The organism is Vescimonas coprocola (assembly GCF_018408575.1).
Taxonomy (GTDB): Bacteria; Bacillota; Clostridia; order Oscillospirales; family Oscillospiraceae; genus Vescimonas; species Vescimonas coprocola.
On the sequence record NZ_AP023418.1, the window covers coordinates 2,232,895 to 2,258,253 of the forward strand.

The 25,359-nt window shown below is 63.4% G+C and carries 25 protein-coding genes; 20 read left to right on the plus strand and 5 right to left on the minus strand.

Going from position 1 to position 25,359, the window contains the following annotated elements; translation table 11 throughout:
- Positions 1 to 77: 77 nt before the first annotated feature.
- The 9 genes from KJS28_RS10895 (at position 78) to prmA (ending at position 8,576) form a co-directional block, all read left to right on the plus strand.
- A complete protein-coding gene (locus tag KJS28_RS10895) occupies positions 78 to 1,301 on the plus strand; it encodes an AfsR/SARP family transcriptional regulator (protein ID WP_213540962.1) in 1,224 nt (407 codons plus the stop codon).
- 50 nt (positions 1,302 to 1,351) lie between these two features.
- Positions 1,352 to 1,708 (plus strand): hypothetical protein, encoded by a 357-nt coding sequence (locus KJS28_RS10900; protein ID WP_213540964.1) that lies wholly within the window; start codon positions 1,352 to 1,354, stop codon positions 1,706 to 1,708.
- A gap of 127 nt (positions 1,709 to 1,835) precedes the next feature.
- The gene (locus KJS28_RS10905) at positions 1,836 to 3,110 is read left to right on the plus strand and encodes an L-cysteine desulfidase family protein (RefSeq protein ID WP_213540966.1); all 1,275 of its coding nucleotides are present in this window, start codon (positions 1,836 to 1,838) and stop codon (positions 3,108 to 3,110) included.
- A gap of 376 nt (positions 3,111 to 3,486) precedes the next feature.
- Positions 3,487 to 3,768 carry a DUF2325 domain-containing protein gene (locus tag KJS28_RS10910; protein WP_213540967.1) on the plus strand — a complete coding sequence of 94 codons (282 nt, stop codon included), beginning with the start codon at positions 3,487 to 3,489 and terminating at the stop codon, positions 3,766 to 3,768.
- Positions 3,769 to 3,782: 14 nt separating this feature from the next.
- Positions 3,783 to 4,328, plus strand: a complete 546-nt coding sequence (locus KJS28_RS10915) for a DUF3793 family protein (protein ID WP_213540969.1) — start codon at positions 3,783 to 3,785, stop codon at positions 4,326 to 4,328.
- 34 nt (positions 4,329 to 4,362) lie between these two features.
- Positions 4,363 to 4,788, plus strand: coding sequence for a flavodoxin (locus KJS28_RS10920; protein WP_213540971.1), 426 nt, complete (start codon positions 4,363 to 4,365; stop codon positions 4,786 to 4,788).
- Positions 4,789 to 5,248: 460 nt separating this feature from the next.
- Positions 5,249 to 6,616 (plus strand): tRNA uridine-5-carboxymethylaminomethyl(34) synthesis GTPase MnmE, encoded by a 1,368-nt coding sequence (gene mnmE / locus KJS28_RS10925; protein WP_213540972.1) that lies wholly within the window; start codon positions 5,249 to 5,251, stop codon positions 6,614 to 6,616.
- A 130-nt stretch (positions 6,617 to 6,746) separates the two neighbouring features.
- On the plus strand, positions 6,747 to 7,619 hold the full coding sequence (locus KJS28_RS10930) for a DegV family protein (protein WP_213540973.1): 873 nt from the start codon (positions 6,747 to 6,749) through the stop codon (positions 7,617 to 7,619).
- A 3-nt stretch (positions 7,620 to 7,622) separates the two neighbouring features.
- Complete coding sequence (gene prmA, locus KJS28_RS10935; RefSeq protein WP_213540975.1) at positions 7,623 to 8,576, plus strand: 50S ribosomal protein L11 methyltransferase; 954 nt, start codon at positions 7,623 to 7,625, stop codon at positions 8,574 to 8,576.
- 106 nt (positions 8,577 to 8,682) lie between these two features.
- On the opposite strand, the gene KJS28_RS10940 is transcribed toward prmA, so the two are convergent.
- The 5 genes from KJS28_RS10940 to KJS28_RS10960 all read right to left on the minus strand — a co-directional run bounded on the left by KJS28_RS10940 (position 8,683) and on the right by KJS28_RS10960 (position 13,713).
- Positions 8,683 to 10,389: a VanW family protein gene (locus KJS28_RS10940; RefSeq protein WP_213540977.1), complete on the minus strand. Its 1,707-nt coding sequence runs from the start codon at positions 10,387 to 10,389 to the stop codon at positions 8,683 to 8,685.
- A 120-nt stretch (positions 10,390 to 10,509) separates the two neighbouring features.
- Positions 10,510 to 11,322, minus strand: coding sequence for a ParB/RepB/Spo0J family partition protein (locus KJS28_RS10945; RefSeq protein WP_324614740.1), 813 nt, complete (start codon positions 11,320 to 11,322; stop codon positions 10,510 to 10,512).
- Between the two features lie 84 nt (positions 11,323 to 11,406).
- The gene (locus KJS28_RS10950) at positions 11,407 to 11,715 is read right to left on the minus strand and encodes a hypothetical protein (RefSeq protein WP_213540978.1); all 309 of its coding nucleotides are present in this window, start codon (positions 11,713 to 11,715) and stop codon (positions 11,407 to 11,409) included.
- 87 nt (positions 11,716 to 11,802) lie between these two features.
- Positions 11,803 to 12,798 (minus strand): ATP-binding protein, encoded by a 996-nt coding sequence (locus KJS28_RS10955; RefSeq protein WP_213540979.1) that lies wholly within the window; start codon positions 12,796 to 12,798, stop codon positions 11,803 to 11,805.
- Positions 12,799 to 12,810: 12 nt separating this feature from the next.
- Entirely contained in the window at positions 12,811 to 13,713 is a 903-nt protein-coding gene (locus KJS28_RS10960; protein ID WP_213540982.1) for a DnaD domain protein, read from the minus strand.
- Positions 13,714 to 13,906: 193 nt separating this feature from the next.
- Here KJS28_RS10960 and KJS28_RS10965 point away from each other — a divergent pair, with 193 nt between their 5' ends.
- The 11 genes from KJS28_RS10965 (at position 13,907) to KJS28_RS11015 (ending at position 25,349) form a co-directional block, all read left to right on the plus strand.
- Positions 13,907 to 14,224, plus strand: coding sequence for a cell division protein ZapA (locus KJS28_RS10965; protein WP_021858276.1), 318 nt, complete (start codon positions 13,907 to 13,909; stop codon positions 14,222 to 14,224).
- Positions 14,224 to 16,335, plus strand: a complete 2,112-nt coding sequence (locus KJS28_RS10970; RefSeq protein ID WP_213540983.1) for a U32 family peptidase — start codon at positions 14,224 to 14,226, stop codon at positions 16,333 to 16,335. Before KJS28_RS10965 ends, KJS28_RS10970 begins: the two co-directional genes overlap by 1 nt.
- A 72-nt stretch (positions 16,336 to 16,407) precedes the next feature.
- Positions 16,408 to 17,094 carry a Dph6-related ATP pyrophosphatase gene (locus KJS28_RS10975; RefSeq protein ID WP_228298391.1) on the plus strand — a complete coding sequence of 229 codons (687 nt, stop codon included), beginning with the start codon at positions 16,408 to 16,410 and terminating at the stop codon, positions 17,092 to 17,094.
- A gap of 70 nt (positions 17,095 to 17,164) precedes the next feature.
- Entirely contained in the window at positions 17,165 to 17,614 is a 450-nt protein-coding gene (dut, locus tag KJS28_RS10980; protein ID WP_407701765.1) for a dUTP diphosphatase, read from the plus strand.
- Positions 17,615 to 17,619: 5 nt separating this feature from the next.
- Positions 17,620 to 18,192, plus strand: coding sequence for a Maf family protein (locus KJS28_RS10985; RefSeq protein ID WP_213540985.1), 573 nt, complete (start codon positions 17,620 to 17,622; stop codon positions 18,190 to 18,192).
- A 32-nt stretch (positions 18,193 to 18,224) separates the two neighbouring features.
- On the plus strand, positions 18,225 to 19,064 hold the full coding sequence (mreC, locus tag KJS28_RS10990; protein ID WP_213540986.1) for a rod shape-determining protein MreC: 840 nt from the start codon (positions 18,225 to 18,227) through the stop codon (positions 19,062 to 19,064).
- A 10-nt stretch (positions 19,065 to 19,074) separates the two neighbouring features.
- Positions 19,075 to 19,581: a hypothetical protein gene (locus KJS28_RS10995; RefSeq protein WP_213540987.1), complete on the plus strand. Its 507-nt coding sequence runs from the start codon at positions 19,075 to 19,077 to the stop codon at positions 19,579 to 19,581.
- Positions 19,582 to 19,602: 21 nt separating this feature from the next.
- Positions 19,603 to 21,684, plus strand: a complete 2,082-nt coding sequence (locus KJS28_RS11000) for a penicillin-binding transpeptidase domain-containing protein (protein ID WP_213540988.1) — start codon at positions 19,603 to 19,605, stop codon at positions 21,682 to 21,684.
- A gap of 13 nt (positions 21,685 to 21,697) precedes the next feature.
- Positions 21,698 to 23,539: a glycoside hydrolase family 13 protein gene (locus KJS28_RS11005; protein WP_213540989.1), complete on the plus strand. Its 1,842-nt coding sequence runs from the start codon at positions 21,698 to 21,700 to the stop codon at positions 23,537 to 23,539.
- Positions 23,540 to 23,707: 168 nt separating this feature from the next.
- Positions 23,708 to 24,466, plus strand: coding sequence for a ParA family protein (locus KJS28_RS11010; protein ID WP_021858285.1), 759 nt, complete (start codon positions 23,708 to 23,710; stop codon positions 24,464 to 24,466).
- A gap of 13 nt (positions 24,467 to 24,479) precedes the next feature.
- Positions 24,480 to 25,349 carry a ParB/RepB/Spo0J family partition protein gene (locus KJS28_RS11015; RefSeq protein WP_213540990.1) on the plus strand — a complete coding sequence of 290 codons (870 nt, stop codon included), beginning with the start codon at positions 24,480 to 24,482 and terminating at the stop codon, positions 25,347 to 25,349.
- Positions 25,350 to 25,359: the final 10 nt, after the last annotated feature.

Sequence of the window (25,359 nt, forward strand, 5' to 3'; positions counted from 1 at the left end):
CCGCCCTTGTTCCTCCATGATATGATCGCAGCGTGGGGCCGGGACAGAGCACCGCACCCCTATAGAGGAGGCTGATTATGAGAGAGATCGCACACATCCGGGCCACGATGCTGGGGTGGTTTGCCCTGCAGCAGACCGGCATGAAGGAGCCCCGGATGGTCAGTCTCGCCGGCCGTTCCGGACGGCTGTGGACGCTGGTGGCCTACCTGATCCTGCACCGGGATCGGGGCATCCCCGCTCAGGAGCTCATCGACCTTCTGTGGCCCGACGGCAGCGGCAGCAATCCTGCCAGCACTCTGCAAAATAACGCCAGCCGGGCACGCAACGCCATGGCTACACTGGGCTTTTCCGACACCAAGGGCATGATTCGCTACGAAAACGGCCTGTACCGCTGGGTTCCCGGAACCGATACATGGCTGGACGTGGATGTCTTTGAGGATCTGGCCCGCCGGGCGCTGGAGACCCCCGACCCGGAGGAGCTCCGGACACTGGGCCGGGAGGCCGCCGATCTGTATCAGGGGGATTTTCTGCCGGATGCGGCCGACGAACTGTGGTGTACCGATCTTCACGCCTACTATCGCTCCCTGTTTGTGCGGCTGTTCCGCAGACTGGTGCAAGAGCTGATGAGGACTCAGGAGTACGCCGAGGCGGCGGCCCTGTGCGCCCAAGCGGTGCATCTGGACCCTCTGTCGGAGGAGTTCAATCTGCTGCTGATGCAGAATCTCACCCGGAGCCATCAGGCCCAGCAGGCGCTGGACCACTACGAGGCCCTGCAAAAGCTGTATCAGGAGAGTTACGGCCTGACCCCCTCCCCGGAGCTGGAGGCCGCCCGCCTCACCGCCTCGCAGGAACTGTACGGCGGCGGCATGGGGCCGGCGGCTCTGGAGACCTTCCTGCTGGCCGGCGACGGCGAGAGCAGGGCGCTGGCCTGCGACAACGGCACCTTTCGGGAGATCGTGCTGCTGTACCTGCGTTCCATGCGCCGTGACCCCGACCTGAAGGCCCAGCTGCTGATGCTGTGTCTGGAGGGCTGGGAGGCGCAGCCGGAGAAAAATGCCGTCTATATGCAGCAGATGAAGCTGATCCTGCAGGGCTGCCTGCGCTCCGGCGACCCCTTCACTCAGATTGGCGCCGGGCAATACTGGGTGCTGCTGCCGGGCGCCGGGTCGGAGACCCATAGCGCCATCGCTCAGCGGCTCCAGCAGGCGATGCACCAGCGTTTTGCCCAAAGCAGCGCCGTTTTTCAGACTCGGGCCATCGATCTGCGGGGCATGGTCCATCTGGCCGAACCCAAAGACTGACACCCCACCGGACGGCTCCGCCGCCGGTTTCAGAAAGGATGGATCACTCCATGCAAGAAAACCGAAGCATTACGCCGGGTCTGGGGGCCTTTCGCCTGACGCTCCAGAGCCGGGAGAACGGCTTTTGCGGCTATGTGTACAGCGCCGCTCTGGGCTGCCGGGCGGAGTTCACCAGTCTGGCCCGGCTCATCGTCCTGCTGGAGGAGTGGATGAACACCGCCACCGACAGTCCCGTGCCGGAAAAGCCCTCCGCTGCGGCGGCCCCCGCCGATGTGGAGCTGGAGGTCCGGCTGCGCCAGCATTACAGCTGGCAGGGGCAGCTCCGTGACCTGAAGGGCGGCGCCGTTTTCTCCTTCCACAGCGCGCTGGAGCTGCTTTTGCAGCTGGAGGCGCTGTTGGAGCAATAAGCACAATACAGGCACGCAGGTCCCGCATGGGCCTGCGTGCTTTGCAATTTGTGCGCTATTTGTGGACAAAGATTGACTTCCCGGCGGGGATACGGTAAGATGGATAAAAAAGAGCAGGAGGGATCGTATGGAACGACACGATGCGTGCTACCGGCAGTATGTGCAGATCCTCCGGGAGGAGCTGCGCCCCGCCACCGGCTGCACCGAGCCCATCGCCATCGCTTACGCCGCCGCCAAGGCCCGCAGCGTTCTGGGCGCACTGCCGGATCGGGTGCTGGTGGAGGTCAGCGGCAACATCATCAAGAACGTCAAAAGCGTGGTAGTCCCCCATACCGGCGGGCTGCGGGGCATCCCGGCAGCTGCGGCGGCGGGCATTGTGGCCGGAGACGCCGAGGCCCAGCTGGAGGTGCTCTCCGGCATGACGGAGGCGCAGAGCGCCGCCATCTCTCCCTTCCTGAAGGTCGTGCCGGTGGAGGTGCGCCATGCCGACACGCCCTATATCTTCGACATTCAGGTGACGGTTTTTCACGGCCCGGACAGCGCTCAGGTGCGCCTTGTGGGCCACCACACCAACGTGGTATCCGTCCGGAGGGACGGTCAGGTACTGCTGGAGCGGGAGATCTCCGAGGGCTCCGGCAGTCTCACAGACCGCAGCTGCCTGACGGTGGAGGGCATCGTGGCCTTTGCCGACTGTCTTTCCACGGAGGACGTGGAGGAGGTGCTGGAGCAGCAGATCCGGTGTAACATGGCCATCGCTGAGGAGGGCCTGCGCCACGATTACGGGGCCAACATCGGCAAGACCCTGCTGCGGGGGCATGAGGAGGATCTGTCCTATCGGATGCGGGCCTACGCCGCCGCAGCCAGCGATGCCCGGATGAACGGGTGCGAGATGCCGGTGGTCATCAACTCCGGCAGCGGCAATCAGGGCATTACCTCCAGTGTGCCGGTGATCGTCTGCGCCCGTGCCACGGGCCGCAGTCATGAGGAGCTGCTGCGGGCGCTGGCGGTGGCGAATCTGGTGACCATCCACCTGAAAACCGGCATCGGGCGGCTGTCCGCCTACTGCGGAGCCGTCAGCGCCGGATGCGGCGCCGCCGCAGGGCTGGCGTATCTGCAGGGCGGGGATTACGACACCGTGGCCCACACGGTGGTCAATACCGTAGCCATGGATTCCGGCATCATCTGCGACGGGGCCAAGGCCAGCTGCGCCGCCAAGATCGCCGCCGCCGTGGACGCCGGGCTGCTGGGGCTGGCCATGTATCGCAGCGGCAACCAGTTCTTTGGCGGAGACGGCATCGTGAAAAAGGGCGTGGAGAACACCATCGCCAACGTGGGCCGGCTGGCCCGACTGGGCATGGCGCAGACGGACAAGCAGATCATTCAGCTGATGATGGAGAGCTGACCACAGCGGTGGGACAGCCTTATGCGTATAGAGCAGGCACGCAGGGTGGTTCCTGCGTGCCTGCTGTTTGTCTCCGGCGGGATGCTTTTTGCCGGCAGTTTTTCTGTTTTGCCTCCGGCGGCGTGCAAACGCCGGAAATCTCCCCCTCACGGGCGAGCCATCCTCTTTCCCACCTACGTGGTAGGTAAAATTTGAAAAAAGGGTTGACAAGCGCAGTTAGAGATGTTAAACTACCACCAAGTTAGATGTATCTAACCAACCGGATCATTAGAGCATCAGAACATCGCAGAACCACGAATCAGGTAAGCGAAATCAACCAGCCATCTCCCCGCCGCATATTTGTCGGCCGGGAAGCCATGATAAGAAAGGAACACCTATGAGCATTGTCATTCTGGGCGGCAACGAGTGTATGGAGCGCCGCTATATGGATCTGTGTCAATCCTACCGCTGTCGGGCCAAGGTCTTTATCAAGCCTGTGGGCGGCCTGAAAAACAAGCTGGGCGACCCGGATCTGACCATTTTCTTCACCAGCACCATGTCCCACAAAATGGTCCAGAGCGCCCTGCGGGAGCTGAGGAGCTGCGACACGGTCATCGAGCGCTGTCACACCAGCTCCCTGTCCGCTCTACGGAACATTCTGGAAAAGCACGCCGGATAAGGAGGGCTTACATCATGTCTGAGGAGCTTGTGGTGCGTCAGTGCGCCCCTACTCTGGCCGGGATCAAGACCGGCAGCCTGTTCTCCTGTCCCTGCGACTCCCCGGAGGAGCTGCGGCAGGAGGTGCGCCGCATCAACCGTCTGCTGGCGGGCAAGGGCCTGTGTCTGCTGCCCCTTCGCTTTGACGGCGGCCGTGCGCTGCTGTACCTCTACCGGCCCAGCCGCCTGCGGCAGGATCTGGAGGATGCCGAGGCCGTGCGCCTGCTGGAGGAGTCCGGGTACCCATGTCACAGCGCCGGGCAGTGCGTGGCCTGTCTCATCCGTCGTCTGCGGGAAAATGACGAATTCCCCCACGAGATCGGGCTGTTCCTCAGCTATCCTCCGGAGGATGTACGGGGCTTCATCGAGAACAAGGCCTGCCGCTTCAAGTGTGCCGGACTGTGGAAGGTCTATGGCGACGAGGAGCGGGCCAAGGAGCTGTTCCGTCAGTATAAGCGCTGCACCGACCGGTGCTGCGCCCTGTGGCGGGCAGGCTCCGGACTGGCGCAGCTGGCCGTGTGACATATTTTTCAACAGAGAAAGGAACGAAACCATCATGAAAAAGACTGCGGTAGTGTATTGGAGCAGCACCGGGAACACGGAGGCCATGGCTCAGGCGGTGCTGGAGGGCATGAAGGAGGCCGGTGCCGAGGCGGTGCTGCTGACTCCCGACGCCGTGGATGCCGGCGCTCTGGCCGGTATGGATGCCATCGCCTTCGGCTGCCCCGCTATGGGCTCCGAGGTGCTGGAGGAGTGCGAGTTCGAGCCCATGTTCTCCGGCTGCAAGAACCGTCTGGGCGGCAAGAGTGTGGGCCTGTTCGGCTCCTACGGCTGGGGTGACGGTCAGTGGATGCGTGACTGGGAGAAGGACTGTGACGACGCAGGCATCAATCTGGTGTGCGAGAGTGTCATCTGCTGCGAGACGCCGGACGACGCCGCACTGGAGGCCTGCCGGGCCATGGGCAAGGTTCTGGCGGAGTGATTTTCTCCATGTCTCATCGGCTGAAAAACCGTCTGAGCACTCTGGCGCTGGCTCTGGGCCTGTGCCTGCTGGCGGCGGCGGTGAAGCTGCTGTGACCCCTACTTCTCCTCAAACGTAAGTGATCCCTCTCCTCAACATAAGTGACCTTTTTCCTCAGCGTTTTCTCCGGGGCCATGCCGCAAGGCATGGCCCTCAGCATGTCGAAAAGGCTTTTTCGACATGCTGAAGTATTTTTCAGAGCTTCAAAAAGCTCTGAAAAATGGGGATCATCCTCGTGTAGGACACCCTTCCGGGTTTCCCGCACACACCCTTCCGCCCCGTTGGCGAAAGTGTCCCCCTTGGGGGGGCGGGCATGGCCCCCTCTCTTTGCAAATTGCAAAACAGCTTGGTTTTTTCGGGCGTTCATGGTATAATGCCATACATCATACCATGAAACATCCCCCCAAAAGGAGTGACTCCCATGCCCGATACCATTGCCGCCATCGCCACACCGCAGCTGCCCTCCGCCATCGGCATCCTGCGTCTGTCCGGCCCGGACACCCGGCGTATCCTGGACGTCGTATTCTCCCCCGCCCACGGCGGCCCCATCAGCGGACAGGCCCCCCGGCGGATGGTACTGGGAGACCTACACGACCGGCAGGGACGCATCATAGACAGCGCTTTGGCGGTGCTGTTCCCCGGCCCCCACAGCTACACCGGGGAGGACTGCGCCGAGATCCACTGCCACGGCTCTCCGGTGGTGCTGAACGAGGGACTGGACGCCCTGTTCGCCCAAGGCGCCCGGCAGGCCAGAGGCGGTGAGTTCACCCAGCGGGCCTTCCTCAACGGGCGGATGGACCTCATTCAGGCAGAGGCCGTGGCGGACCTCATCGACGCCGAATCTCCCGCCGCCGCCCGCAACGCTGTGGGGCAGCTGGAGGGCCGTCTCAGCCGGGGCGTAGAGGAGATCTATGACGGGCTTATGGAGGTAGTATCCCGGTTCTATGCCGTGGTGGACTACCCCGACGAGGACATCGATCCCCTGACCCAAGGTCAGCTGTCCCAGACCCTCGCCCGCAGCGAGACGGCACTGGAGACGCTGCTGGCCACCTTCCGCCGGGGACAGCTGCTGCGGCAGGGCGTCCCGGCGGTGATTTTAGGCAAGCCCAACGCCGGAAAGTCCTCTCTGCTCAACGCCCTGCTGGGCTATGACCGGGCCATCGTCACCGACGTGGCCGGCACCACGCGGGATACCGTGGAGGAGAAGGTGCAGGTGGGCCATGTGCTGCTGCGTCTGTGCGACACCGCCGGCCTGCGGGACACCGGAGACGCCGTGGAGCGGCTGGGGGTGCAGCGCACCCGTGATGCCGCCCGACAGGCGGCGCTGGCCCTGCTGGTGCTGGACGGCTCCCGGCCCCTGACGGCGGAGGACGAGGACGCCATCGCCACCGCTGCCGCCGTTCCCCGGCAGCTGGTCATCGTCAACAAGACGGACCTCCCCGCCGGGGTGGAACCGGCGGCGCTGTCGCAGCGCTTCGGGCAGGTCTATCCCCTGTCCGCCGCCACAGGAGAGGGCGTGGACGCCCTGTGCCGGGCCGTGGAGGCCCTGTATCCCGCCGGGAGACAGGCCCAAGGGGAGCTTCTCACCAACGCCCGGCAGGCTGACGCCGTGGCCCGCAGTCTGGAGGCTGTCCGCTCCGCCCGCAGGGCGCTGGAGGACGGCATGACCCCCGACGTCGTTCTCACCGACGCCGAGGCGGCACTGGAGGCGCTGGGAGAGCTGAACGGTAAGCGCATCCGAGAAGATCTGGTGCAGACCATCTTCTCCCGCTTCTGCGTAGGAAAATAATTTATGAACAAGTTGTAAATTCTATTCCGACACTTTTTTCGTCTATCCTGATATGATATATTAGATTCATCCCATCATCCCATCCGGGGCGCTGCCCCGTTTCATCAACCACCCAAAGGAGGAGCTACCCATGCAGGATTACATCATCATGACCGACAGCTGCTGCGACCTCACCGACCAGATGGCCCGTGAGCTGGAGCTGGAGGTGCTGCCCCTGACCATGACCATGGACGGGGAGGAATACCCCAACACGCTGGACGGCCGCTACATTACCAATGAGGAGTTTTACAAGCGGCTGCGGGCTGGCAAGACCTCTACCACTGCCGCCGCCAACGTGGGCCAGTTCGAGGACGCCATGCGGACCGTGCTGGGCCGGGGACAGGATATTCTGTGCCTGTGCTTCTCGTCGGCGCTGTCCACCACCTATCAGTCCGCCGTGATCGCTGCGGAGAACGTGGCTCCGGACTTCCCGGAGCGCACCATCCGGGTCATCGACACCCTCAGCGCCTCCCGTGGGCAGGGACTGCTGGTGTATCTGGCGGCTCAGAAGAAGAAAGAGGGCTTGACCCTCAGCCAGCTGGGGGATTGGGTGGAGGACAACAAGCTCCACGTCTGCCACTGGTTCACCGTGGATGACCTGAACTTCCTGAAGCGTGGCGGCCGGGTCTCCGCCGCCACGGCGCTGGTGGGCACCATGCTCTCCATCAAGCCGGTGATGCACACGGATAACGAGGGCCGCCTGACCATGGTGGGTAAGGCCCGTGGCCGCAAGGCCAGTCTCAAGGCCCTGCTGGACGCCATCGAGCGGCTGGCTATCGAGCCGGAGAAGCAGACCATGTTCATCTGCCACGCCGACTGCCAGGAGGAGGCCAAGCAGGTGGCGGCGGAGATCCAGCGCCGCTTCGGCACCACGGATATCCGCATCCACTACATCGGGCCGGTCATCGGCAGCCACACCGGCCCCAACACCATGGGCCTGTTCTTCGTGGGAACGGAGCGGTAAGGCATGAAGTGGCTGGAATTGAAACTAGACACCTCCCCGGCGGGTCTGGACCCGGTGTCGCAGCTGCTGGAGGAGCAGGGCATCACGGGGCTGGTCATTGATGACGAGGGGGATTTCCGGGATTTTCTGGAGCACAATCACCAGTACTGGGATTATGTGGACGAGGAACTGATGCAGGAGAAGCAGGGCCTCTGCCGCATCACCTTCTACCTCTCAGACGACCCGGAGGGCTATCACCGGCTGGCGCAGGTGCGGATGGCCTTGTCGCAGCTGAAGGCGGCGCACCCGGAGTACGCTCCCCTGCTGCTGACCATGAACAATCTGGAGGACGCCGACTGGGAGAACAACTGGAAGCAGTTTTATAAGCCCATGGAGATCGGGGAACGTCTCATTGTGGTGCCGGAGTGGGAGCAGGCCAATACACAGGGCCGCATCCCTCTGATCCTGAATCCGGGGCTCACCTTCGGCACCGGCAGCCATGCCACCACCCGGCTGTGCCTGACGGCGCTGGAGGAAACCATCCACGGCGGTGAGCGGGTACTGGATCTGGGCTGCGGCAGCGGCATCCTCTCCATCGCCGCCCTGCGGCTGGGGGCGGAGCACGCCTTCGCCTGCGACATCGACGAGAAGTGCGTGGAGGTGGCCTATGAAAACGCCGCCCTCAACGGCATCGACCGCTCCCGATACACCGTCCGGTGGGGCGATGTGCTGTCGGATCAGCAGCTGAAGGCGGAGATCGGCGGGGGCTATGACATGGTGGTGGCCAACATCGTGGCGGACGTCATCATCGGCCTGTCCGGTCAGGTGCGTCCCTTCCTGAAGGAGGGCGGCCTGTTCCTGTGCTCCGGCATCATCGACGACCGGGCAGAGGAGGTGGCCCAGCGCCTGCGGGAAGCGGGATGGGACATCCTCCGCACCCGCCAGAGCGAGGGCTGGTTCTCCTATCTGTGCCGGTAATGTGGGGTTCGGGCGAAACGACCGCACCCCCTATGCTTTCCATAAGAAAAGAGCCGCACCTGTGGGTGCGGCTCTTTTGCTGCTTTTGAGGCAGTATGTATGGCTCTCAGGGCTTTGCCTTGCCGATGCGGATGATCTGATCCCGGCTCTCGTAGTTGCTGGTGGCCTCGAAGGTGCTGGAGAGGAGGCTCCCGTCCCCGGCATAGACATTGCGCCACGTCTGCACCACATAGCCGGTATAGGGGGTCTGGATCTCCTGCTTCTCCCCCGGCGCCAGCTCATCCGTCTCCTCATAGACGGTTTCCCACGGGATGACGTCCACCGTCTCGCTGACCATCTCCACATAGCTGTCATCCACCTTGGTGCCTAAGATCTCCACCGTCACGTTGTTGTCGTTCCAATAGGTGACGATCTTGATGGGGTAGTCGGTGTTGTTGGCGAAGATGAAATCCGGGAAGCCATCGTACACCGTGGCGTCGCACCCCCACTTGATGTAGCCGGGGGCGTACTGGTGGCAGTAACGCATGACGATCTCCAGATCAGCCTTCAGGGTGGCGTAGTACAGGGTCGAGGACACCTGACACACACCGCCGCCGTAGACATCCACCGTCTTGCCCCCCACGTAGCCGGGGGCGGCGTAGAAGCCGTAGTCCGCCGTGGTAGGGCCTATGGCGTCGTTATAGCTGAACTGGTCGCCGCAGTTGAGCACCGTGCCGGAGATGTTCTGGGCCGCCTTGCGGACGTTCTGGATGCGGCCCCATGCGCCGCTGACGTAGGTGGTGCAGCTGGCCAGCACGTCCCGGAACAGCACCTTCTCCAGCGCCGCCTTGCTGACCTTGGGCTGCTGGATCTGGGCGGGAACGGTGATTTCCTGTCCCGGCTGAGCCTGAGCCACCAGCTTTTGGGCGGCGGCGGCATCAAAGGTCACCTGCACCGTCCCCTCCTCCACCTGATCGGCGGCGGCGTTATAGGAGGCGTTTTTCGCCGTGGCGTAGGCCTCGGCAAAGGCGTCGAAGTCCACGGGCTTGGCCTCCACCACCTCATAGGCGCAGGTCACCGGCTCCAACGTCCCGGCGGCCAGCGCCGCCCGCAGGGCATCGGTTAACCGCGGGAGGTCTATCTTGCGGCCGTTCTTTGGCACCGTCACCAAAAAACCGTCCTCTTTTCCCTGCTCCAGCCGACAGGCCCCGTCAACAGCCGCCATATCCAGCTGCTCTGCCAGCTCCGCCGCTTTTTCCTGCAAGGCGGCGTCATCCGCCGTCCACGGCGGGGTCAGGGACGTCTCCCGGAACCAGCTGCGGAGAAGGCTCCAGCCGTTTTCCAGAAAATGGCCGCTGTGTCCGGCGTCATAGGCCAGCTGGGCCGCCGTCTCCGGGGTCACGGAGACCCCCAGCTCCCACAGGGACACCTGTCCCGCCGTCTCACCGTCCACCGTCAGGGGCAGCTGAGCCGTCTGGCATACGGCCTGTCCCTCCTGCTGCCAGCGCTCCTGCGCCTGCGGGACGGTCAGGCCGCTCATATCCACGCCCATCACGTCGGTGCGGCCGAGGATGGTGCCGTGGCTGGCGGAGACGATGCACAAAACCAGATAGAATATGCCCAGCACCGCCACGATGCCGCCGCCGATGAGGGCCGCCAGCTTCCCAGCGGTTTTTTTGGCCGGGGACTCCGGCGATGCGTCCATCTCCTCCGGGATGGGGTCCGCCTCCGGGTTCGCTGCCGGGGTACTCTCCGGCTGCGGGATGGTAGCCGTGGGGGCCTCCTGTGGGGTGGTCTCCGGCGTTTCCTGCTCCAAGGGCTTCTGTGCTTCCATACAGCCCCTCCTTTACTATACAGTGCAGCGCACACTGCGCTATCATGCAGTATACTACGGAAAGGGGCAAAATAGGTTACAATTTCATTACAGACGCCGTTTTTTATACACTTCGCCGCATTATGTCCGCACCCGCTTGGGAATACGGATGGTCAGAAGGATCTCCTCGTCGGTATCCTGACGGCCCCAGTCGGCGTTGACTCCCGCCTGACGCATCAGGTGCAGGCCCCGATCCACGCTGTTGAGGAACAGCCGGACATCCTTGATGATGTAGGTGGTGCGGCCCTTGGGGGGCGTCACCTGCTGGCGGTGCAGCAGATCCTCTATGTAGGCCTCGGCGGCGGCCACATTCATCCTGCGCCGGCAGAATACCTGCGCCGCCGATAGCTGCTGCTCCTCCGTCCCCAGCCGCAGCAGCGCCCGTGCATGGCGCTCCGTCAAGCCGTTTTCCTGCAAAAACTGCCGCACGGAGTCCGGCAGCCGCAGCAGCCGCAGCTTGTTGGCCACCGCCGGCTGGGAGCGGCCCAGACGACGGGCGGCCTCCTCCTGGCTGAGCCCGTAGCGGGCGATGAGCCGGGACAGGGCCTCCGCCTCCTCCCAGCAATCCAGATCCCGGCGCTGGAGGTTCTCCATCAGCGCCAGCAGCGCCGAGTCCTCCTCCCCTACCTGCGCCACCAGACACGGCACCTCCCGCAGTCCCGCCATGGCGGCGGCCCGCAGGCGCCGTTCTCCGGCCACCAGCTCATAGCCTGTCCCCTGACGGCGCACCGTCAGGGGCTGGAGGATGCCGTAGCTGCGGATGCTTTCCGCCAGCTCCGACAGGGAATCCTCGTCGAAGCTGCGGCGGGGCTGCTGGGGATTGGAGCGGATCTGGTTCAGGGAAATATAGCGGACACGGCTGGAAAAAAATTCGCCTTTGCGGGGATGCATCATGGCGGTTCCCTCCTTTTGCCCTCTATTTTAGCCGGGGAGGGATGAAAAATCCCCCGCAACGTGTCGGGAAATCAACTTTTTCACTTAGATGAGATTTTTCGGCAGCAGATCGCTGTGAAGGCTTGTTTTTTCTCCGGTGGGTGACTTTTTCCGGTAGCTTTTTTTGTCTCCGGCGGCATACTTTTTGTCAACAGCGGCAAAAAGTATGCAAAACCGCCGCCGGTGGCGGATGCAGCAAGGCGGTTTCGAGGAAGCGTCCCGGTTTTCACGCTGCGCAAACGGCTGGAAACCGGCTGACACGACGGTAAATCTTTCTTTCGCTATGGAAAGGAAGGCACCCGCCGTAGGCATAAAAAGCTGCTGGGAACCGTGCGCCGGAAAAATGAAAAACATCCCTCACCTTAGCCAAAGGGCAGGCATCATGTGATGCCTGCCCTTTGCAGTCTGTCCTATTCTGATGCACGACGGCAGATCCAAAGCTTATCCCCGTTCACGCTTCAGGCGGCGGATATCCGTCCCCACAAAGGGCAGCAGCTGGTACTCCCCCTCCAGACGGGACAGCAGCGGCGCTCCATAGCGGCGGCCCAGCTCCTCCGGGTCCAGATTGGTGCTGATGACGGTGCTTTTCCCCGCCAGCAGACGGCCATTGATGAGCTGATAGAGTGCGCTCTGAACGAAGCTGGTGGTCATCTCCGTTCCCAGATCGTCCAGAATCAGCAGATCGCAGTTCATGCACCGCTCCACGTCCTCCCCGGCGGTATCACCGTCGTCGTCCCGGCGGAACTTGGCGCTTTCAAACTGGCTGAACACATGGCCCGCCGTATCGTATACCACAGAGAAGCCATCCTCGCTGACCACCCGTGCGATGCAGGCCGAGAGGAAGGTCTTCCCCAGCCCCGGCGCACCGAACAGCAGCAGATTCTCCCGCCCCGGACGGAAGCGGGCAGCAAAGTCCCGGCACAGGTTCAGGTTCCGCTGGGCGTTTTCCCGTGGGGAGCGGGGCAGGCTGCCACGATCCGGGGAATACCAGTCCAGCTCGAAGGTATCAAAGCTCTGGCTGCCGATGTCCAGCATCCGGCTCAGCTCCCGGATCTGCTCCTGTGCATAGTATTTTTTCAGGCAGCTGCACAGGCCGTCGCCCCGGTAGCCGGTATCGCCGCACAGGGGGCAGCGGGGCTTTTCCGACAGATAATCCTCCGGATAGCCCAGCTGGGCCAGCAGCTCCGCCCGGCGCCTTTGCAGGGAGAGGTTCTTATCCCGGATCACCCGGATGGCGGGCAGAGGGTCCGTGCCACGCCGCAGGGCGGAGGCGATGATCTCGCCCATGGTGCCCCGGATCTCCCGCTGGATGCCCTCCAGCTCCGGACACTGCTGATAGACCTGCTGCTGCCGCTGGCGCTGCTGCTCCTGACGGCGCTGCTTGTCCTCGTCAAAGCGCAGGGTGGCCTGACGCAGCACCTTTCCATCGTATGCCATGGAGTTCCCTCCTTACCACTTCATGTATTTCTCCATACGGGAGTCGTCCTTCTTCTCCTCCCGCCGGGAGGGCTTGCGGCTATCGCTCTGGCGGACCTCCTCCTCCGTATGCCAGCCGTTTTCGTGCCAGCGGCGCAGGATCCCGTTAAGATATCGCCAGTTCAGCTCCTTCTTATAAAACACCGTCTTGTCGTAGGCCAGCGCCACCGTCTCCGGGGGAAAGCCCTTGTCCATCCAGTCGGTGATGTAGCGCTCCTCGCTCTCCACCGGGCGGCGGTCGCCCAGCCCCAGCACCTGCATATACCGGCTCATGGCGGAGCGGCGGACGTTCCAATCCCGCAGATACCGGGAAGCGCTCTCCTGATCGAAGAGGCCCCGCTGCGCCCAGTGATAGCCCTCCTTCTCGATCTGGCGGAGGGTGGGCCGCCGTCCGGGGCCGTAGCGCTCCTCGGAACGGGTGACACAGTGGCACACCAGCAGATAGATCACATCCGCCGGAAGGCCCAGATCATCATACAGTCCCGCCAGAATTTGCAGGTCCGCCGTTTTCAGGCGCTTGCCCAGCTTCTCCTCCGTCTGGGGCACCAGCATCCGAAAGCCGGCGTCGCCGGTGAGGAGATCCGTCAGGTCATCCGCCGTGTACACCGGGCGCTCCTGCGCCGGCTCCGGGGGCTTCTGCTCCGGGGGCCGGTCGATGAGTCCCAGTTCCTGAAGGGCCGTCTCCGCCGCATGAAGGCGCAGTTGGCTCCACTTCAGTCGACGCTGCAGCTCCTGCGCCGTGACACCACGGTCCGCCCGCAGCAGGCACAGATACAGCAGCGCCGCATCCCCGTCGCCCCGGCCGATGAGGCGGTCCGCCTGCTGGGCCGGGAGCACGATATTCGGTTGATCCTCCCGGAGGATATATCCCGCCACGGCGCTGCGCCCCCTCTCTTTTCGTCCCTCTATTCTACACGAAAACCCCGTCTGCGTAAAGCGTCCCGCCGGGATTTTTTGAAAAATCCCCGTTTGGGGAAGAAAAGTCTTTTCCCGGTGGGATTTTGTGCTATAATAGATTCTGTATAGCTATCCAGAAATACTCAGTTTACATAGAAAGCAGGAGGTCACTATGGCGAATCGTATCACAATGAGCATCTGCGGCGAGGATTACACCCTGGTCGCTGATGAGAGCGCCGCCTACATGGAGAAGGTAGGTGCTCTGGTGGATGAGAAGATGACGCAGCTGCAGGAGGGCGCCCATGTGAGCCGCATTGACGCCGCCGTGCTGACGGCGGTGAATCTGGCGGACGAGCTGTTGAAGGCTCAGGAGGCGGCGGAGAATCTGCGTCGTCAGCTGAAAACATATCTGGACGAGGCGTCTCAGGCCAAGGCGGAGGCCTCGGAGCTGAAGCGGCAGCTGTTCAAGGCGCAGCAGGGTCACAAGTAATGGCGGAGCTGCTCTCTCCCGCCGGAGGGTGGGATTCTCTGGTGGCCGCCGTGCAGAGCGGCGCCGATGCCGTGTATATGGGCTTCGGGGCCTACAACGCCCGGCGCAGCGCCAAAAACTTCACGGAGGAGGAGTTTGCGCAGGCGGTGCGGTACTGCCATCTCCGAGGGGTGAAGGTCTATCTGACCCTGAACACCCTGCTCACCGACCGGGAGCTTCCGGGGGCGGCGGAGCTGCTGCACAAGGCCTCCCGGCTGGAGGCAGATGCGGTGCTGATCCAGGATTGGGGGGTGTGGCAGCTGGCCCGTCAGGCGGCGCCGGAGCTGCCCCTCCACGCCAGCACCCAGATGAGCCTGCACACGCTGGGGGGCGCACGCCGGGCGGCAGAGCTGGGCCTTACCCGTGTGGTGCTGGCCCGTGAGCTGTCCCGCCGGGACATTGCCGCCATCTGCCGGGACTGTCCGGCGGAGGTGGAGGTCTTTGCCCACGGCGCTCTTTGTATGTGCTACTCCGGTCAGTGCGCCCTCAGCGCCGTTATCGGAGGACGCAGCGGCAACCGGGGTACCTGCGCTCAGCCCTGCCGCCTGCCCTATGGGGTCAATGCCCCGGCGGCGGGAGGCCATCCTCTGAGCCTGAAGGATGCCAACCTCTCCCCCTACCTACAGGAACTGGAGGACATGGGGGTGGCGTGCCTGAAGCTGGAAGGGCGCATGAAGCGGCCGGAGTACGTGGCGGTCATCACCTCCATTTACCGGCGGCTGCTGGACGAAAAGCGCCGCCCCACTCGTGAGGAGCAGCGGCAGCTGGAGCTGGCCTTCAGCCGCAGCGGCTTCACCGACGGATACTATCTGGGCCGGAAGGGGCCGCAGATGTTCGGCACCCGGCCGGAGAATGTCCCGGAGCCCAAGGAACTGTTTGCCCAGGCCCGGACACTGTACGAAAAGGGGGATCGCCGGACGGTGGCGGTGGACATGGACTGCGTCTGCCGGGCCGGTGAGCCGGTGCGCCTGACGGTGCGGGCCGGGGATCAGCGGGCGGAGGTGACAGGCCCCGTGCCGGAGACCGCCCGAAACCGGGCGCTGACGGCGGAGGAGCTGCAGGCCCGTCTGAAAAAGACCGGCGGCACCACCTTCCGCTGCCGGGAGGTGCGGGTGACGCTGGAGGAGGGGTTGATGCTCTCCGCCGGGGCGGTCAACGCCCTGCGGCGGGAGGGACTGGCGGCGCTGGAGGATACCCTGTGTGCCGTGCCGGAACGCCGGATCGCCCAGCCGGAACCGCTGCCGGATGCCCCGGTGGAGCCGGCGCAGCCGCTGCTGACCTGCTCCCTCCAGAAGCCGGCGCAGCTGACGCAGGCGCTGGCGGACTGCCGCCCGGAGATGATCTATCTGCCGGTGGAGTGGCTGGATACGCTGGATGTGACCCCGTATCTGGACCGGACGTCCTTCTGCGCCGTGCTGCCCCGCATTTTCCGGACGGAGGACGAGGCGGTGCTGCGGGAGATGCTGGTGCGGCACCGGCAGGTGCTGGCCGCCGTGGCCGTGAGCAATCTGGGTCATCTGCCCATTGCCGAGGGGCTGGAACTGCCGCTGCGGGGCGATCTGGGGATGAACGTATTCAACTCCCGTGCGCTGCTGTTTTTGCGGGAGCTGGGGCTCTCCACCGGCGCCGTATCCTTCGAGCTGCGGCATCAGCAGATCCGGGATCTGAAAAAGTATCTGCCCTGCGAGGCAGTGGTCTATGGCCGCCTGCCGCTGATGCTGATGGAGAACTGCGTCATTGCCAACAGCTTGGGCTGCTGCGATGTGAGCAGCGATTACCGGAAGCGCTCCGCCGCCTGCCGCTGCACCGGGGAGAACGTCCTCACCGACCGAACCGGGGCCCGATTCCCGCTGATGCCCGCATGGGGCCACCGCAACGAGCTGGAGAACAGCCGTACCCTCTTTCTGGCGGACAAGCCGGAGTGGCGGCGGCTGGGGCTCACCTATGCCCGGCTGCGGTTCACCACGGAATCCCCGGCGGAGTGCGTGGCGGCGCTGCAGCGGTATCAGGGGCAGGGGGACTATATCCCGGCCGATCTGACACGGGGTCTGTTCTACCGGGGGGTAGAGTGAATACATCTCGTTATTTTTAATGGAAAAATTCCTATAAGTTATCAATACATTGTCCCAAAACAGGAGGCTTCGGTGGAAAATACGTTGGCCGGCGTGGCCGGGAAGAAATTTATCCTGTCGTACAGCTGCGGCAAGGACAGCACCCTGTGCCTGCACAAAATGCTGGAGGCGGGAGCAGAGCCTATGGCGCTGCTGGTGATGTTCAATCCCGAAGCGGGACGCTCCTACTTCCACGGGGTGGACCCGGCACTGCTGGAGGAATACGGCAAGGCGCTGGAGCTGCCGCTGCTGGCGGTGCCTACCGGCGGCGAGGAGTACCATCTGTCCATGGAGGCGGCGCTGCGCCGGGCCAAGGAGCAGGGGGTGGAGCTGGTGTGCTTCGGGGATATTGACATTGAGAACAACCGGGCCTGGGGCGAGGAGCGCTGCCGAAACGTGGGGCTGGAGGCGGTATACCCCCTGTGGCACCACGACCGGCAGGAGAACGTCCGGGAGGTGCTGGAACTGGGGTATCGGTGTCTCATCAAGACGCTGGACCGCCGGGTGCTGCCCCGGCAGCTGCTGGGCCGGGTCATGGACCGGGCCATGGTGGAGGAGATGATCGCCTGCGGCGTGGACATCTGCGGCGAGAACGGAGAATTCCACACCATCGCCGTGGACGGGCCGGTGTTCCACCGGCCTATCCCCTACTGCGTCCGGCAGCTGCTGGATCTGGGGGATTACTCCGTGGCGGATATCACGGTGCCGGAAAAGGAATAACGGAAGATTTTAGGGGACGAAAATCGATTTTAACAATTCGTTTTTATATTTTAGGAGTAAATTTGCTATGATAGAGTTGAAGGTCAAGGCGGTATCGCCGCTGATGGGAACGAAATTCCCCCTGCCCGCCTACGCCACCGCCGGTGCGGCGGCCATGGATCTGTGCGCCTGCATGGAGGAGCCGGTGACGCTGGCTCCCGGCGGGCGGCAGGGTATCCCCACAGGCATCGCCATCGCCCTGCCGGGGCCGGAGTATGTGGCGCTGGTGTGCAGCCGCAGCGGCATGGGCGCCCGCCACGGCATCACCCTCTCCAACAGCGTGGGGGTCATTGACAGCGACTACCGGGGCGAGCTGACGGTAGGGCTGGTGAACCACGGGGACGTCCCCTACACCATCCAGCCCGGCGACCGTATCGCCCAGCTGATGGTGCTGCCCATTCTGCGGCCCACCCTGACGGTGGTGGAGGAGCTGGACGAGACGGAACGGGGCTCCGGCGGCTTCGGCTCCACCGGGAGGTAAGGGTCATGGCGAGGATCATACTGGCCTCCGGCTCCCCCCGGCGGCAGGAGCTGCTGCGGCGCATGGGGCTCCGTGAATTTGAAATCTCCGTGCCGGACGTGGAGGAGTGGTATCCCCCGGAGCTGGCGCCGGAGGATATCGTGGCCTACATCAGCCGGGAGAAGTCTCAGGCGGTGCAGGCGCCGGCGGATGCCATCGTCATCACCGCCGACACCATGGTCTTTCTGGACGACCAGCGGCTGGGGAAGCCCCATGACGAGGCGGAGGCCCTCTCCATGCTGACGGCGCTGTCCGGACGAAAGCACAAGGTCTGCACCGGCGTGACGGTGCGGCAGGGGGAAAAGGCCCTCACCCGCACCCAGTCCACCGACGTCTATTTCCGGGAGGCCTCCCGGCAGGAGCTGCTGGCCTATATCCGGGGCGGCGAGCCCATGGATAAGGCCGGGGCCTACGGCGTACAGGGGCAGGGAGCGCTGCTGGTGGAGCGCATCGACGGGGACTTTTTCAACGTCATGGGTCTGCCGGTGGTGCTGCTGAGCCGGATGCTGGCGGAATTCGGTGTGACGCTGCTGGCGTAATGGGCATTACTTTGTAATAAGGAATCAGGACTATGAAGAATTTTTTCCAGAAAAACGGCATCATGATGCTGGCGGCGGTGACGGTGGTGGCGGTGCTGCTGTGCGTGGCCTCCGCTCTCAGCTCCCAGACCGGCTTTCTCCAGAACGCCGGGGGCGTCATTGCCTCCCCCTTCCGGGCGGTAGGCTCCGCTGTCAGCGGGTGGTTCAGCTCCATAAGCCAGCGCTTCGAGGACGTAGAGGCGCTGCAGCAGGAGAATGCGGACCTGAAAAAGGAGAACGCCGAGCTGCAGCGGCAGCTGGATCAGACCAAGATCGACAGCGAGGAGAACCAGCGGCTGCGGAACCTGCTGAATCTGCGGCAGCAGCGGCGGGATTTCACCTTTGAATCCGCTATTATCGTGGACCGCAGCACCTCCAACTGGTCCCGTGTGATGACCCTCAACAAGGGCACCTCCAGCGGCATTGCCGTGGGCAACTGCGTGGTGGACGATCAGGGCAATCTGGTGGGGGTCATCCGGGAGGCCGGACTCAACTGGTCCACCATCACCACCATTCTGGACACGGACTCCTCCCTGGGCGCACGGGTATTCCGCACCGGCGAGGTGACGGTGGCCATGGGCGATCTGGCCCTGATGGAGACAGGGCGGCTGAAGCTGTCGTATCTGGAGGGGGAATCCAGTCTCATCAACGGCGACCTCATCGTCACCTCCGGGCTGGGGGGCTACTACCCCTCCCAGCTGGTCATCGGCTCTGTGGAGGAGATCCGCACCGATGACAACGGCCTGACCCGCTATGCGGTGCTGGCCCCTAAGACGGATCTGGATTCCCTGTCGGAGGTGTTTGTCATCACCTCCTTCGACACCGTGGACTGAGGGAGACACTATGAGCCGACGTGATACCATCTGGAAATGGGTGTTTTACACCGCAGGTGTTTTTCTGCTGCTTTTATTGCAGGGGCTGGCGCTGGATCACATCTCCCTGCTGCACGTGCATCCCTATCTGCCCCCGGTGATGGTGGCGGTCTTAGCTATGTTCGAGGGAGCCTACGGCGGCATGGGCGTGGCGCTGGCCATGGGTCTGCTGTTTGATCTGACCCAGCCGGGGCTGATCCCCTGCTTCCATATTCTGGCATTTTTTCTGGCGGCGCTGGCCGCCGCTGCCGTGGCCAACTACCTCATTACGCCGGGGCTTCTGTGCGCCGTGCTCATGGGGTTGGCGGCGCTGGTCATCACCGATGGGCTGCAAATTCTGCTGATGACGTATCAGCAGGGGGTGGCCTTCTCCGCCGCCTCGTCACTGGCAGGGCGGGAGATCCTGGTGACACTGCCGCTGACGGTGCTGGTCTATCTTCCCTTCCGCTGGGTGCGCCGGCGGATCTACTCCGAGTGAGTCCCCTGAAAGGAGTATGCTATGAAATCCTATCTGGCCAAATCCCGGCTGGTGCCGCTGGTATTGATCTTCGGGATGATCCTGCTGATCTTCTGCGGTGTACTGTACAATACACAGATCCTCAACGGATCGGACTATAAGGCTCGCTCGCTGGCCAGCAACGCCACCGCTCAGACGGTGGAGGCCTCCCGTGGCATCATCACCGACCGCAACGGCAAGGTGCTGATCTCCAACCGGCTGACCTATACGCTGGTGTTCTCCGACGAGGAATTTGAAAGCGACACGGACTGCAACGACGCCATCTTCCGGCTGCTGGAGCTGTGCCGCAGCAACAACGTCAAGTGGACGGACACCCTGCCGGTGAGCAAGGAGCCGCCCTTTACCTACACCACCCCCACCGACGAGGGTGCCTTCCGGAAATATCTGGAATCGGAGGATCTGCCCGCCATCACGGTGGGTACCCTGCGGCCCACGCAGGAGGCCCCGCTGTTCATGGCCCAACTGCGCAAGCTCTACGGCGTGGCGGACAGCTACTCCGACACTGACGCACGGGCTATCATCGGCGTGCGCTACCAACTGGCCCTGCGGGACATCGCGGGGGGTACCTACACCTTCGCCAGCGATGTGTCGGTGGAGCTCATCAATCAGGTGGTGGACGGCCGCTATGCCGGTGTCACCACCGGCACGGCCTCGGCCCGTGTGTATGACACTACCTACGCCGCCCATGTGCTGGGGCGGCTGAGTCCCATCTATCAGGAGGACTGGGTGGGCGATCCGGACAACGGCATCGTGGGATACCGGGACAAGGGGTATTCCATGGACGCTCTGGTGGGCGAGAGCGGCGTGGAGAAGGCCTTCGAGGAGTATCTCCACGGCGAGAACGGCACCAAACTCATTACCACCACCTCCGATGGCCAGATCACCGGTGAGTTCTACACCAAGGAACCCAAGCCCGGCAACACCGTGGCTCTGACGCTGGACATCGACCTGCAGGAGGACGTGGAAAAAGCCCTCAGCAAGACCATCGGTGATATGACCGAGAAGGACGGCATCCGCCGTGGCGGCGCCGCCGTGGTGGTGGGCGTGGGCAGCGGTGAGGTGCTGGCGCTGGCCTCCTACCCCACCTATGACATCAGCAAGTGGGACGAAATTTATGACACGCTGGCCTCCGACGACAAGGGAGCTCCCCTGTTCAACCGGGCCATTGGCGGCACCTACGCCCCCGGCTCCACCTTCAAGCCCTGCACGGCGGTGGCGGCGCTGGAATCCGGTGTCATCACCCCCTCTACCACCATTCTGGACCGGGGCATCTACGACTACTACTCCTCCCCCCAGCCCCGGTGCTGGATCTACAGCTCCTACGGCTCCACCCACGGGCGGGTGAACGTGTCGGAGGCCATCACCGTATCCTGCAACTACTTCTTCTATGAGGTGGGCCGTCTGACGGGCATTAAGACGCTGGACGACTATGCCACCCAGTTCGGTCTGGGGCAGTACACCGGCATCGAGATCGGCGGCCCCAACAGCGCCGAGGCCAAGGGCGCTCTGGCCTCCCCGGAGTACGCCGAGGCCAACGATCTGGAGTGGTCCGACGGTCAGACCCTGACCGCCGCCATCGGCCAGAGCTATAACCTGTTTACGCCGCTGCAGCTGGCCAACTACATCGCCACGCTGGTAGGCAACGGTGAGCACTATGCGGCCCACCTGCTGAAAAACGTCAAGACCTATAACAACTCCGCCGTGGTCTATGCCTACGACAAGGACCCCGTCAACGTGGTGGAGATGCAGGACAGCACGGTGGAGGCCATCAAGACCGGTATGCACGATCTGACCACCGGGAGCCTGTCCACCTACTTTTCCAAGTGCGTGGTGCCCGCCGGTGCCAAGACCGGTACGGCGGAGACCGGCGTCACCGATGCCAACAACGGTACCTTCGTGTGCTTTGCCCCCTATGACGATCCCCAGATCGCCGTGGCGGTGGTCATCGAAAAGGGCGGCGCCGGTGCGGCTCTGGCGGAGACGGCGGTGGATATCCTCAATGCTTATTTCAGCCGGGAGGAGATCGGCACCGCCATCATCGGCGAAAATACTCTGTTAAACTGAGAGGTCCCTGTTCATGTCTGTTTGGTTCGATTCTCGTGATGTTCGATATAAGGATCCCTTCGGCGCCGTGTCCTGCGGCGCCGAGGTACATTTTACTCTGGGGGCCGATGAGCCGCTGGAGGCGTGCTGCCTGCTGGTACGGCAGGAATTTGCCGGGCTGGAGCAGGAGGTTCCCTTCTCCCCCTCCGGCGATGGCTGGAAAGGCGTGCTGACGGCACCGGTGGAGCCGGAGCTGATCTGGTACGCCTTCCGGGTGCGGCGGCCCGACGGCTCCCTCCTCTGGCTGGGACGCAATGGCTGCGGCGGTGAGGCGGACCGTCAGCGATGGCAGCTGACGGTGTATGAGCCCACCCATACCCCCGACTGGTTCGGCCGGGGGGTGACGTATCAGATCTTTCCCGACCGGTTCTGCCGGTTGGCGGTGCCGGACGGCCACGGCATGGTGGGGCAGCGACTGGTGCATCAGCGTTGGGACGACACCCCCCAATGGCAGCCCGATAAAGCGGGCGAAATTCGCAACAACGACTACTTCGGCGGAAGCCTGCTGGGAATTATTTCCAAGCTGGACTATTTGCAGAGTCTCTCCGTCTCCACGCTGTATCTGTGTCCCATTTTCGAGGCGGACAGCAATCACCGCTACAACACCGCCGATTACCGCCGCATCGACCCCATGCTGGGGACGGAGGAGGACTTCCGCCAGCTGTGCCGGGAGGCCCACCGGCGGGGCATCCGGGTGCTGCTGGACGGTGTATTCAACCACACCGGCAGCAACAGCCGCTACTTCAACGCCGAAGGCTTCTACCCAGAGCTGGGGGCGGCGCAGAGTCAGGATTCTCTCTATTTCGACTGGTACAGCTTCCATCCGTGGCCCACGGACTACGATGCGTGGTGGGGGGTAAGGACCCTGCCAGCGGTGAACGAGGAGGCGCCCACCTATCGGGACTTCATCGTGCGGAGTCAGGACTCCGTGGTGCGGCACTGGCTGCGGCAAGGGGCCGACGGCTGGCGACTGGATGTGGCGGACGAGCTGCCCGATGACTTCATCGCTGAAATTCGACAGGCCATGGAGTCCGAGAAGCCAGACAGCTTCCTGCTGGGCGAGGTGTGGGAGGACGGCAGCAACAAGATCGCCTACTCCCATCGGCGGAGGTATCTGCTGGGCCGGGAGACCCACGGGCTTATGAACTACCCCTTCCGTACGGCGGCGCTGGCTTGGCTGCGGGGCGGTGATGCGTCGGCTTTCCGCCGGGACATGGAGGAGGTCCGGGAGAACTATCCGCCTGCGGCCTTTCACAGCGGTCTGAACATCTTGGGTACCCATGACACGCCCCGGCTGTTGACCATGCTGGGAGCGGCCCGGACACCGGAGAGCAAAGACGACCGGGCAGCGTACCGCCTCAGTCCGGAGGAGCTGGACATGGGGCTGGCCCGGCTGCGGCTGGGCGCTTTGCTGCTGTACAGCTTCCCCGGCTCCCCCACGGTGTTTTACGGCGACGAGGCCGGAATGCAGGGCTTCGAGGATCCCCTGAACCGTGGCACCTACCCGTGGGGGCAGGAGGACTCGTCGCTGCTGGCGTATTTCCGTCAGCTGGGTACTCTGCGGAAGCAGCGGTTATCCCTGCAGTGCGGAGATATCGGCTATCTCTACGCCGTGGGCGGTGGGCTGGTGCTGCGGCGGCAGTCCGAGGACGAGGTGACGGTGGCGGCCATGAACGCCGGGATGCAGCCGCTGGAGCTGTCCATCCCCTGGGCGGGAGCGCTGGCTAAGGATGCCTTGACTGGACAGCACTTCTTCGCCCGGAATGGGATGCTGCGGCTGACCCTCCCCCCCGTGGGCGGCGTTCTGTTGGTGTAATTGTTTCACGTGAAACAATTACCGGAGACAAGTGCATAGGAAAAAAGAGATGTTTCACGTGAAACATCTCTTTTTTTGCAAAGTATGCTCCTTCCCTATTGAAAAAAATTGTGACAGTTGATATAATATTCTCATATTAGAGAACTCTAAGAGTGACGGGGGTTGCGTATGGCGAAAATCGTTGCGATCGTGAATCAGAAGGGCGGTGTGGGCAAGACCACCTCCTGCGTGAATCTGGCGGCTGCCCTGAAGGCCGCCGGGCAGCGCATCCTGCTGTGCGACTTTGACCCGCAGGCCAACGCCACCTCCGGTATGGGCGTGGACAAGACCGTATCCAACGGCATCTATGACGTGCTCATCAACAGCGTGGAGACGGAAAAGGCCATCGTCCGCACCTCCTATGGTGACGTGCTGCCCAGCAGCAAGGCACTGGCCGGAGCCAGTGTGGAGATGATCGACCTGCCGGAGCGGCAGTTTCGGCTGCGGATGGCGCTGGAGCAGGTGCGGGACAACTACGACTATGTATTCATCGACTGCCCCCCGTCGCTGGAACTACTGACCTTGAACGCTCTGTGTGCGGCGGACTCCCTGCTGGTACCTTTGCAGGGGGAGTACTATGCGCTGGAGGGGCTGTCCGACCTGATGAACACCGTGCGGCTGGTGCGGCGGAGCCTGAACCCCAAGCTGGAGATCGAGGGTGTGCTGCTGACCATGTTCGACGGGCGCACCAATCTGGCCATTCAGGTAGCCCAAGAGGTGAAGCGCTTCTTCCCCGGCAAGGTCTACGCCACGGTGATTCCCCGGAATGTGCGGCTTTCGGAGGCGCCCAGCCACGGAAAGCCCATCACCTCCTATGACCGCAGCTGTCGCGGGGCTGAGGCCTATGTGCAGCTGGCACAGGAGTTTTTGAAGAGAAACAACGGATGAAAGGAGCGATCCCATGGCGAATGCATCCAAGGGCTTAGGTCGGGGACTGGCCGCCCTGCTGGGGGACGATGTGATGACCCCCGAAGAGGAGAAAACCAGTCTGTACCTGCCCATTTCCCAAGTAGAGAGCTGCGCTTCCCAGCCACGGAAGCAATTTGACCCGGACGCTCTGGCCGATCTGGCGGACTCCATCCGGGAGCATGGCATCATTCAGCCCCTGACGGTGCGAAAGCTGCAGTCAGGGTACTATCAAATCATCGCCGGTGAACGGCGCTGGCGGGCCGCCCGGATGGCGGGTCTGTCGGAGGTGCCGGCCATCGTCATCGAGGCCGACGACCGCAAGGCCATGGAGCTGGCCATGATCGAGAACCTCCAGCGGGAGGATCTGAACCCCATGGAGGAGGCTGAGGGCTACCAGACGCTGATGCAGCAGTACAACATGACCCAGGAGGAGACGGCCCAGCGGGTGGGCAAATCCCGGTCCGCCGTAGCCAACGCCATGCGCCTGCTGAAGCTGTGTCCCCCGGTGCGGGCCATGGTGGAGGACGGGCGGCTCTCCAGCGGACACGCCAGAGCTATTCTCCCCCTCTCCCCTGCCATGCAGGAGTCGGCGGCTAACGCCATCATCAAGGACGAGCTGTCGGTGCGGCAGACAGAGCAGCTGGTGAAGAAGCTGACGGCTCCCCCCAAGCCGGAGCAGCCGGAACCGGATGGGCTCTCCGTCGATTATGCCAAGGAGGCCGCCAAGGAACTGGGTAGCCGTCTGGGCCGGGGCTGCCGCATTGTCACGGGCCGAAAAAAGGGCCGCATCGAACTGGAATACTACGGGGTGGAGGATCTGAATCAGCTGTTGGACGCCCTCCACGCCCTGAAAACCAAATAAGTGTTTCACG